Origin of the sequence: Pelosinus fermentans DSM 17108 (genome assembly GCF_000271485.2) — a bacterium.
GTDB classification, from domain to species: domain Bacteria; phylum Bacillota; class Negativicutes; order DSM-13327; family DSM-13327; genus Pelosinus; species Pelosinus fermentans.
Genome location: NZ_AKVN02000001.1, coordinates 175,891 through 187,500, shown reverse-complemented (window position 1 = coordinate 187,500; position 11,610 = coordinate 175,891). Strand labels below are relative to the sequence as shown.

The 11,610-nt window shown below is 36.6% G+C and carries 9 protein-coding genes; 6 read left to right on the top strand and 3 right to left on the bottom strand.

Annotated elements, in window-relative coordinates; genetic code table 11:
* Positions 1-389: 389 nt before the first annotated feature.
* The 4 genes from FR7_RS00880 to FR7_RS00865 all read left to right on the top strand — a co-directional run bounded on the left by FR7_RS00880 (position 390) and on the right by FR7_RS00865 (position 5,041).
* On the top strand, positions 390-1,316 hold the full coding sequence (locus FR7_RS00880; RefSeq protein WP_007936163.1) for a substrate-binding domain-containing protein: 927 nt from the start codon (positions 390-392) through the stop codon (positions 1,314-1,316).
* A complete protein-coding gene (locus FR7_RS00875) occupies positions 1,313-2,740 on the top strand; it encodes a sensor histidine kinase (protein ID WP_007936160.1) in 1,428 nt (475 codons plus the stop codon). The genes FR7_RS00880 and FR7_RS00875 overlap by 4 nt, the downstream gene beginning before the upstream one ends.
* A gap of 6 nt (positions 2,741-2,746) precedes the next feature.
* Positions 2,747-3,412: a response regulator transcription factor gene (locus tag FR7_RS00870; RefSeq protein WP_007936158.1), complete on the top strand. Its 666-nt coding sequence runs from the start codon at positions 2,747-2,749 to the stop codon at positions 3,410-3,412.
* 285 nt (positions 3,413-3,697) lie between these two features.
* On the top strand, positions 3,698-5,041 hold the full coding sequence (locus FR7_RS00865; protein WP_007936156.1) for an MFS transporter: 1,344 nt from the start codon (positions 3,698-3,700) through the stop codon (positions 5,039-5,041).
* Between the two features lie 77 nt (positions 5,042-5,118).
* On the opposite strand, the gene gyrA is transcribed toward FR7_RS00865, so the two are convergent.
* A complete protein-coding gene (gyrA, locus tag FR7_RS00860; protein WP_007936155.1) occupies positions 5,119-7,554 on the bottom strand; it encodes a DNA gyrase subunit A in 2,436 nt (811 codons plus the stop codon).
* A gap of 280 nt (positions 7,555-7,834) precedes the next feature.
* Between gyrA and FR7_RS00855 the strand changes: the two genes are divergently transcribed.
* Positions 7,835-8,473 (top strand): manganese efflux pump, encoded by a 639-nt coding sequence (locus tag FR7_RS00855; protein ID WP_007936153.1) that lies wholly within the window; start codon positions 7,835-7,837, stop codon positions 8,471-8,473.
* Positions 8,474-8,577: 104 nt separating this feature from the next.
* A complete protein-coding gene (locus tag FR7_RS00850; protein WP_007936151.1) occupies positions 8,578-10,158 on the top strand; it encodes a PAS domain-containing sensor histidine kinase in 1,581 nt (526 codons plus the stop codon).
* Here FR7_RS00850 and FR7_RS00845 read toward each other — a convergent pair.
* Positions 10,155-10,919, bottom strand: coding sequence for a sulfite exporter TauE/SafE family protein (locus FR7_RS00845; protein WP_007936149.1), 765 nt, complete (start codon positions 10,917-10,919; stop codon positions 10,155-10,157). The two genes, FR7_RS00850 and FR7_RS00845, sit on opposite strands and share 4 nt — an antisense overlap.
* Before the next feature lie 94 nt (positions 10,920-11,013).
* The gene (locus tag FR7_RS00840) at positions 11,014-11,445 is read right to left on the bottom strand and encodes a peptidylprolyl isomerase (protein ID WP_007936148.1); all 432 of its coding nucleotides are present in this window, start codon (positions 11,443-11,445) and stop codon (positions 11,014-11,016) included.
* Between the last annotated feature and the right edge of the window lie 165 nt (positions 11,446-11,610).

The window sequence follows — 11,610 nt, the reverse complement described above, 5'->3', positions numbered from 1 at the left end:
CGCCCTTACAGCGGAGCTTTAGTATAACATCTTTGTTTTAGTATGTCAACTTATTTTTTCTTATCTCTTTTTTTATCTTGCTGCCCTCGCGAGCTACTTTAGAAGTATATCATAATCATTTATTATCGTCAACTAGTAATTATAATGAATATTATCTTTCATAATATAAGACGATTTTCGATTCTTTATCTAGTGATTGTATTCTGCGTAAGAGTAATCACCACGTTCAAAACTCTTTAATTAAAATTCTCTTTCTTTACTCCCTCTAATAAAATGATCTATGCTATAATATTGACAATTACTCTAGATATTCCACCTCTGACAGACAAATAGTCGATATCGAAGTAATGCATTGTATAAATCAAAATAATAAAAAGGTGATAATAATAGTGAAGCTAAAATTCTTAACTTTCAGTATTCTTATGTTTTTAATACTATTCACCAATAGTTGTAAAAGTAATACAACTCCCTTTATTGATTTTAGCCAACCATCAGAATTTGTCTCCTTACAGAATAACAGTAATCCCGATGAACGTCCTCTTCTTATTGCTCTAGCCTCTGTTTTTTCTCCTCATGAGACAATCACATATTACCGACAAATCGCTGACTATGTTTCTAAGAAAACAGGACGCCAAACCATTCTCGTACAGCGCAAAACCTATGCAGAGGTGAATATGCTTCTGGCAAATGGTGATGTTGATATTGCCTTTTTATCCACTGGAGCCTATAGTTCTTACCGGGGTATGAATGAGATTGAACTATTTGTTATGGCAGAACATGAAGGGCATTCTTTATATACGCCAGAAATTATTGTACATAGAGACAGCAATATTTACACAATTAGCGACCTGCAAGATAAAGTCTTTGCCTTTACTGATCCTCTTAGCTATTCTGGTCATATGGTTATGGAAGAATATTTGAGACAGAGAAACACTGATCCTGAAAAATTTTTTAAACGATATTTTTATACCTATAGTCATGATAAATCGATTTGGGCAGTAGCCACAAAGGTTACGGATGGGGCTAGCTTTGATAGTCAAATTTATGAATATGCAAAACTTAAAACTCCTGAACTTGCAGCAAAAGTGCGTATCATTGCTTCCATGCCTTCTGTACCAACAGGCCCTGTTGTGATTAGTAAACGCATGAATATACAGCAAAAGGAGCAATTACGCCACATTTTCCTTACTATGCATGAAGATCCTGATACACTGGCTGCCATGCAGCATTTAGTCATAGATAAATTTGTTTTTCCCACACCTGAACTTTATGAACCTTTGCGTAAATTATATGATAGGACAAATACATTCTTATGAAATGGCTGCGACAATTAAGTATTTATTATAAAATCAACGGCATAATTATTAGTATGCTGCTCTTATTAAGTATTATTATTGGTTTTATTATGATGGATACCACGGCAAAGCTGCTTGACCAGCAAATTGAAAAACGTGGTGCTGAAATGGCTGCCTATGTTGCAGCTCTTAGTAGTAACGACATTTTATTAGATGATAATTATGCTTTATTTGACCGTATTAACCAAACTAAGAACAATACAGAAGATGTTCGCTATATTCTAATTACAGATTCTGCTGGCAGAATTTTAGCTCATACTTTTGCTGGCAATTTACCCAAGGGATTACCAATCAAGCTTTCTCTTTATCCTAGGAACGAAGATGGATATCAGACAATGAAGTTTAGCAGCAATGAGGGTCCGATACGAGAAGTGATCGTTCCTGTGGAAAATGGAGCCATTGGTTACGTTCGAGTAGGTATGTCCGAAAAAAGTACACAGCAATTACTCTCTCTTAAATTATATGAATTTTTCATTACTACACTCCTGGTTTGCTTATTAGCTGCTATGGGCTCTACATATTTAGCCTATCTTATTATTCATCCCATGCGTAATTTAACCAAAGCCGCCCAGCAAATTCAACAAGGTAATTTTTATGTCCAAACTGAAATCAAAACAGAAGATGAAGTTGGCCGCTTAGCCGGAGTATTCAATGAAATGATTGAAAGTTTAAAAGAAAAGGATTTTGAAAATAACCGCCTGCTAAAAGAATTACGCGCCAAAGAAGAGATACGTACTGTATTATTAAATAAACTTTTTACGATTCAAGAAGACGAGCGGAAACGGATTTCTCGTGAACTCCATGATGAAACCAGCCAATCCATGGCTTCCTTACTTGCCTATATGAAAGTGCTGTTATCAAAATTGACTGACGAAAACCAGCGTGTATTACTGCTTGATGCTCGGAATGTAGCGATTAATGTATTAGGCGGCTTACGAAAAATGGCAGTTGAACTTCGTCCACCAGTATTAGATGATTTAGGAATCGTAGCAGCAATGGATAAGTATATAACCAATTTCAGCAACCAACAGGGTCTTAGAGTATCTTTCTTTCCACCGGATGAAAAGTTAATTATCAATAATCAAATTGCTTTGACCTTATATCGTATTCTGCAAGAAAGCTTAACGAATATATCTAAACATGCCTATGCTACAAGCGTGAATATCACCCTTGAACAAGATACAGGTTCTATCATATTGCGTATTGATGATAATGGCCTTGGCATTCGTTCAGGAGCCATAGAAGCAGCTCGTCAAAAAAACCGTTTAGGGATATATGGTATGAAAGAGCGAGTTGAACTATTAGGAGGTAACTTTACCTTCCATTCCCTTAGTGGACAAGGTACAACAATTACGGTAATCATACCTATAACATGTTTGGAGTGATGAAGAATGAAATCTAAAATTAAAATCATTTTAGCCGATGATCATGCTGTCTTAAGAGCCGGCTTAAAGCTATTGCTTAATAATGAATCTGATTTTATTGTAATCGGTGAAGCCTCTGACGGTGAAAAGGTCCTCACCCTTCTAGAAAAAATAGCTGCAGATGTGCTGATTATTGATTTATCTATGCCGAATATGGGCGGACTTGAATGTATAAAGGAAATTAAGAGCCGGGGATATTCGATCAAAATTTTAGTGCTCACCATGTATGAAGATGAACAATACATAAAGGAAGCCATGCGTTCTGGCGCTCTAGGCTATGTAGAAAAACATGCTGTTGATACCGAATTATTTATTGCGGTAAAGGCGGTCCATATGGGACAGCGCTATTTAAATCCTCATAACTCTCAGTTACTATTAAATAGTCTTTTAACAAATACGCCTAAAGAAAATGCAGATAATCCTTATACTCTATTAAGTCCTCGTGAGCGAGAAGTTTTAAAATATATGGTTAGAGGATATTCAATGAGTCAAACAGGCAAAATGCTCTGTCTTAGTGTTAAAACAGTGGACACCTACAAAACACGTATGATGGAGAAGCTAGGATTAACTAAGAAAAGTCAATTAGTGGACTATGCACTCAAATATGATTTATTACCAGCAAAAAGCGAGTAGGGGAAAACCCTACTCGCTTTTTTTTGCTGCTGCTCTCCTTGGGATTAAGAATCTTCTTGCCTAACTAATCGTATTTTTTCTCTCTTATGTTGCTGTAAGATAAATTCTTACAGCAATTTTTATGTTTTTCCTACTTCAGAATCAGATGTTTTACGGATACCAGAATTGTCATTATAGTGTGATAATTTAGATGAGATTATTTCCTATATTATAGATAAGGGGAGCGTGATATGGAAAAATAATCAATCTAGAATGTAGTTAAATTAAAGAAAGAAGGGATGCAAAATGTTCGAAGGAATCATTAAGTTTTTCACAACAGGGAAAGATCGGCCTTTGATGAGCGGCGATCAGAGTCAAATCGCGGCGGCTTTCAATAAGCTACGCTGGCAGGTTTTTACATCAATTACCTTGGGGTATGCATTATTCTACGTTTTACGACTTAACTTCTCCGTAATTAAGAAACCATTAATGGCAGCAGGAGTATTAAATGCTCAGCAGCTTGGTATTATGGGCTCCGTATTTTTTATCACCTATGGTATTGGTAAATTTACCAACAGCTTCTTAGCTGACAGAATGAATATTAAACGTTTCTTTGCATTGGGACTTTTTCTCTCATCTATTATTACCGTAATTATGGGATTTTGTAATGAATACTTGCCGTTAGTTGTTTTATGGGGAATTAATGGGTGGTTCCAGTCCTTTGGTGCAGGTCCTTGCATTGTTGCTTTAAATCAATGGTTTAGTAATAAGGAACGCGGCACTTATTATGGTATTTGGTTTACCAGTCATAATCTTGGCGCAGCCTTCACTTACATGGCAACTGCAGCTCTCGTAGGAGCTTATAGCTGGCGGGCAGGTTTTATTATGCCAGGTATTGTTTGTGCCGTCGGTTCTATTTTTATTTATTTCTTTATGTCTGACCGACCTGAGACTCGTGGTTTACCAAATGTTGCAGACTTTAAAAATGATCATGCGGCAATTGTTGAAAAAGATAAATCTGTCGGCAGTCTGCAATGGGAAGTAGTGAAACGTCCTGCAGTTTGGATACTTGGTCTTTCTAGCTGCTTCTGCTATATCGCACGGTATGCGATCGAAAGCTGGGGTATCATTTATCTGACGGAAGCAAAAGGCTATACAACAATGGGCGCTAGCGGTGTCTTGTCCATTATGCAGTTTGCTGGAATTTTTGGTGCTCTGACTTGTGGTCTTGTATCAGATAAGTTTTTTAATCACAAACGCAATTTACCTTGCTTAATTTATGGTGCTTTATATGCTGCGGCAATTGCAGCCTTTGTGTGGGCGCCTGCTAACAGATGGATTGATTTGAGCAGCATGGCGGTATATGGCTTTACAATGGGAGCTTTAGTTTGCTATCTCGGTGGTCTTATGGCTGTTGATATTTGTCCTAAACGTGCCACAGGTGCGGCAATGGGAATGATCGGTCTCTTAAGCTACGGCGGAGCCGCAGCACAGGAAGCGATCAGCGGCTATTTGATTAATTCACATATGACCATTGTAAACGGCAAAAAAATCTATGATTTTACTCTTGCTGCTGATTTTTGGGTAGCGTCGGCTGTAATATCAATGATACTGGCGGCTTGTGTTTGGAATGCCAAAGTAAAAGATTAGTGATAAATTAAAAACGACAGGCTAGTTTAATATAACTAGTCTGTCGTTTTTTTTATGCTTAATTTCAATTTTAACGATTAATCAATATCTGCCTTCTTTTCCACAGCAGCTAGAGCCACAACTTTATCATTTTCACCGGTTTTCATCAATTTAACACCTTGAGTATTTCGGCTAATTACAGATATGGTGTCAATATCAATGCGTATAACAATACCTTCACTGCTGATTAACATCAATTCCTGACCAGGACGCACTACCTTAATGCCTACAACCTGACCTGTTTTTTCCGTTACTTTTGTGTTAATGACACCTTTGCCACCACGTTTTTGATTTCGATAACTATCGACTGGGGTACGTTTTCCATAACCTTCAGCAGTTACAGTCAATACTTCGCCTTCTTGTTTTAAGGTATCCATACCAACTACACTATCACCTTCATGGAGACGAATACCTCTCACACCTCGGGCGGTACGTCCCATATCGCGAACATCGGTTTCAGGGAAGTAAATAGCAAGTCCATCCTGGGTTCCCATAAGAACATACTGCTCACCATTTGTCAGCTTAACACCAATCAAATCATCATCTTCATCTAACGTTATCGCTATCAAACCTGTTTTTCTTGCAGTATCAAAATCCATTAATTCGGTTTTCTTAACAATACCTTTTGCAGTCGCCATAAATAAATAGCGCGTATTCGTAAAGGCTTTAATTGGAATCACAGCGGTGATTCTTTCTTGCCCTTCTAACGGCAATAGATTGATAATGGATGTACCTTTGGAGGTACGGCTTGCTTCAGGTATTTCATAACCTTTCAGTCGATATACCCGCCCTCGATTAGTGAAGAACAAAATATTATGATGTGTTGTCGTCACAAATAAATGTTCTACAAAATCTTCTTCTTTCGTTCCCATACCAGCGACACCACGTCCGCCTCGTTTTTGATTCCGATAGGTATCAACCGGAAGACGTTTTACATAGCTAGAACGAGTCAACGTAAGTACAATATCTTCCTCAGCAATTAAATCCTCTATTGCCAATTTAGATAAATCATCTGTGATAATTGTGCGGCGATCATCACCAAAACGTTTTCGAACATCCATTAATTCTTCTTTAATAATATTCAGCACTTTTTGATCATCAGCCAAAACAGACTCCAGCCATTCAATAGTTTCTAATAGATCTTTATATTCATTTTCAATTTTTTCTCGTTCCAGACCAGTTAAGCGCTGCAGACGCAAATCTAAAATGGCCTGGGCTTGTTTGTCGCTCAAATCAAAACCTTCGATTAAGGCTGCGCGGGCAACATCGACAGTTTTAGATTGTCTAATTGCTGTTATAACCGCATCAATGTGGTCAAGAGCAATTTTCAATCCTTCCAAAATATGAGCCCTGGCTTTTGCTTTTGCTAACTCATATGTAGTACGGCGAACAATCACTATTTTTTGATGTTCCAGATAATAATACAACATTTCTCGCAGGTTCAGTACTCTTGGCCGACCTTCAACTAAGGCCAGCATAATAATACCAAAAGTATCTTGCAGCTGCGTATGTTTATACAATTGATTCAAAATAACATCCGCATTGATATCACGTCTTAGCTCAATTACAATACGCATACCATTACGGTCACTCTCATCTCTAAGATCCGTAATACCATCGATGACTTTGTCTCTAACCAAATCCGCAATTTTTTCAATCAGAGTGGCTTTATTAACCTGATAAGGTATTTCCGTAACAATAATCCTAGGCTTGCCATTGGCCATTTTATCCACACGAGCCTGTGCACGCATTTTGACTACACCGCGGCCAGTGGTATAAGCAGAATAAATGCCTTCTTTACCTAATATCAAACCTCTAGTAGGAAAATCTGGCCCTTTAACAGCCGTCATCAATTCAGGAATGGTGACCTCTGCATTATCAATCATCATAATCAAAGCATCAATAACTTCTCTTAAATTATGAGGAGGAATATTAGTAGCCATACCTACTGCAATACCTGACGAACCATTTACCAAAAGGTTAGGAACCTTAGCTGGGAGCACGGCTGGCTCTTGCATCGATTCATCATAGTTAGGGGTAAAATCTACTGTATCTTTTTCAATATCAGCTACCATTGCCTCTGCAATACGAGACATTCTAACCTCGGTATAACGCATAGCCGCTGCCGAGTCTCCGTCAACAGAACCAAAATTACCATGACCATCTACCATTAAATAACGGGTAGAAAAATCTTGAGCTAAACGTACGATAGCCTGATATACAGAACTATCACCATGAGGGTGATACTTACCAAGTACTTCACCGACAATACGTGCTGATTTCTTATAAGGCTTATTCGATGCCATCCCTGCTTCATGCATAGCATAGAGAATACGACGATGTACAGGCTTCAGTCCATCACGTACATCGGGCAATGCCCGCATGGTGATAACACTCATGGCATAATCAATATAAGAACCTTTCATTTCCTGTTCAATACTTACAGGCAATACTTTACCTAAACCAAAATCCACATTCTCACCTCAAAAACACAATTTTAAATTGCGATAGTTCCCAGACTTGTCCTTTTTCATACCAATGCAAAACCATACTACTCACAATATTTTATGAGTAGTATGTCAATCACTTGCTTCAACTTCTTATTATACCATATAATTTCCCTATTTTTTTAAAAAATCCTTCTAATCCTTTGAATAACAATACAAAAGCTTCATCGTCACCAAAGATTAACCTTCGCCATATATTATTTGGAGATACCTTCTCTGACCACTCTACCTATAGGAGGCTATATAAATGACGTTGTGCTATGTGTTACTCTTAGGATTTGCTGTAAGTATTGATGGCTTTATTGCTGGTATTTCCTACGGATTAAAAAATATTATTATATCTAAGATTTCTTTATTCATTGTAGGATTAACAACAACATTATGTGTTAGTTTAGCCATGGGAAGTGCTCATATATTAGGAACAATGTTAAATACTAAAATAGCAATACTTATAGGTGCATTATTACTCACCTTCATGGGATTATTCAGTTTATTTCAAGAATATTTTGCTGCAAAAGTTCAATCAGAACCTATAAACTCAGGAGTCCCTTCTCCAAATCTAACCTTTTCCGTTGGTCGTCTTGTAATTAATATCATGGCAAAACCAGAAAAGGCAGATGTTGATCATTCTCAATTCATTAGCTCAACAGAAGCCATACTTCTTGGATTAGCTCTCGGTATTGACAATATGATAGCGATTTTTGCTGCTGCCTTAGTAAATCCCTTACCATTTTATACCCCTATTACCATGGGCTTAATCCAAATCCTTGTTATTACATTTGGGATCTACGCCTCGAAACATTTTCTTTCAGAACAATTCAAAAAAAAAGTTCCCTATTTGCCAGGATTAATCTTAATTCTACTAGGTCTTATTCGATTATATTAAATTTTTTTATATTTCATTATGATCTCAAAAGGGAATTTACAAATTTTATAGAATAACTAAATAAGTTAAATATTTCCATTTGATTGTAGAAAGGATAATAATGTATGGGCACTAATGTAACTGCAAAGGAAAATTTCATAACAGAAATGCCAGACCTGTACACTGAAGTCAATTCTCGGGAAAATCCTCAGCTTCTTCATCTTCAATACCAGCGAATCATACGACAAAATCAGGAAGAGTGTAAGACAATAATCGAGAATTTGCCCCTTATTGTCGCTCGTGTCAATACGAAAAGCCAACATATTTATATCAATCCTGTTATCTTTCAGGATACTGGGCTGTCTCCCCAAGAATTTATTGGTAAAACTTTTCGTGAAGCTGGCATGCCTCATAACTTTTGCATACTATGGGAAGCTTCTTTCTCCTATGCTTTTACTACTGGCAGGGAAGCCTTATTTGAGTCTGACTTCATTAATCAGCAGGGAGAACATTATTATTATCAATGTAGGATCATACCGGAATACAATCAGGAAGGCACCATTAAGTCTGCCCTGTATACCTTGATGAATATTACAGATCATAAAAAACTAGAAGCAAAACTATATCGTCAACACCAAGAATTTCAAGCACTAATTGAAAATACACCTGATATTATTTCCCGAATTGATAAATCCATGCGTATTACTTTTATTAATTCTTCTATCACTCAGCTAACAGGAATACCTGCCAAAGAATATATCAATAAGACTTTGCATGAACTTATCAACTGCGATCCAAATACTCTAAATCTTTGGATAATAAATGTCCAACAAGTTTTTGTAACTAAAAAATCCAATGTGTTTGAATATGAATATCCAGGTCTAAACGGCATTCGATATTTTCATGCCCGTATCGTACCAGAATTCGGAATTGACGGTTCGGTGGAACGTGCTTTATGTACGTCGCGAGACATTACGACTTATACAAATTTAACAACCGAAATGGCTCGTCTCGATCGGTTGAATTTAGTAGGGGAAATGGCAGCTAGTATCGGCCATGAAGTACGAAATCCCATGACCACAGTACGGGGATTTCTCCAAATGATGTCCTTAAAAAAAGAAAATAAAAAAAATAATGTTTTCTTTAATATTATGATTGATGAGCTTGATCGAGCAAACTCTATTATTTCTGAATTTTTATCTTTAGCGAAAGATAAGTCAGTTCACTTAAAAGAGACCAATTTAAATAGCATCATCACAGCTCTTATGCCTTTAATGCAAGCCAATGCCATTGTTGACAATAAAACAATTCACCACGATTTAGCTATAATTCCGAATTTGCAGCTGGATGAAAAAGAAATTCGTCAATTGATACTTAACCTAGTTAACAACGGATTAGATGCAACGGAATCAGGCGGTACAATCTCAATCCAAACCTTTACCTATGATAATACCGTGGCCTTAGCCATACAAGACGAAGGCCACGGTATACCAAAGGACATTATGAAAAAAATTGGTACGCCGTTTTTCACCACGAAAGAAAAAGGTACTGGACTAGGATTGGCAGTTTGTTATAGCATTGCCAATCGACATAATGCCACCATACAGCCAATAACCGGTCCCCATGGCACTACTTTTTATATTTTATTTCCCATTAAAAATAAGGATGTAGTCAAATATCTAACCCCAAATGCCAATCATCTTTAACGCAAGACATCCCATAACTGCTTACTAATTAAGACAACTGACATAAATAAAAACAGTGGGCGCACATAAGCAGCGCCTTTTTTTATGGCTAATCTAGAACCTGCCAATGCACCAAGAATCATGGCGAACCCCATAGGTATAGCATAGTAATAATTAATAGAGTCAAAATAAACAAAAGTAAACACAGCTGCAATATTACTAGCAAAATTTAAAGCTTTCGAATTACCAGCTGCCATTACAAAATCAAATCCAATCATTAAAAAAGCAAAAATAAAAAAAGAACCTGCTCCTGGTCCGAAGAAGCCATCATAAAAACCAATGGAAAAAGCAACTATGCCACTCAAGTATGCTGTCCTTTTACTCATACCGTCATAGGTTGATACATCTCCCCATTCTTTTTTGGTAAAAGTATAAATAGTAACCACTACTAGCATAACAACTACCAATGGTTTTAAAAATTGAGATGGTATTTGCTGAACGGCAATAACACCCAATGCCGATCCAATAAAAGAAAGAGGAAATAAATATTTAATAATTTCAAGGTTGATCTTGCCTGATCGCATAAATGAAATTGTACTCGTAAAACTTCCCATTACACTTGCCATTTTATTAGTGCCCAATGCGATGGTTGGCGGCAATCCTGTAAGCAGTAAAGCCGGTAAAGATATTAATCCTCCTCCACCGACTACAGAATCAATAAATGCAGCGATAAATCCAGCTCCCATTAAAAATAAAATCATATCTACACTAATATTCTCCAAAACATTACCTCCCCAAAAATAAAAAGTGAGATTACATCATTTGATGTTCCCCCACCTTAAAAACCATATCCGCTATCCGATAGAACATTAGCTCCTATTCTTCAATCACTGTAACCTTATTCATAACATCACCTTCAGTGATTAAATCAACAACATCCATACCTTCGATTACTTTACCAAACACAGTATGTACACCATCTAAATGAGGCTGCGGTTCATACACAATGAAAAATTGACTGCCTCCTGTATTAGGTCCACGATGAGCCATGGACAAAGAGCCACGTTCATGAATACGAGGATTATCTTTGGTTTCACAAGGAATTGTATAACCAGGACCACCCGTACCTGTACCATTTGGACAGCCACCTTGAGCCACAAAACCTTTGATTACACGATGAAACGAAATACCATTATAAAAACCTTCTGTAATTAATTTTTCAAAATTAGCTACTGTTTTTGGTGCATCTTTCTCAAATAATTCTATTGTAATTTTACCTTTATCCAATTCGATAATTGCCTTTTTCAAAAAAATTCCCTCACTTTGATCATTTTTTTCTTTATTATTATACCATAGTATTATACACTTTTATATTATATTTAATCTGTAAATCACGAAATACTTTAAATTTTTTAAATTCTTTGCGTTTTATTACAAGCATTTACTGTTATTTTATATTATAATTATAATATA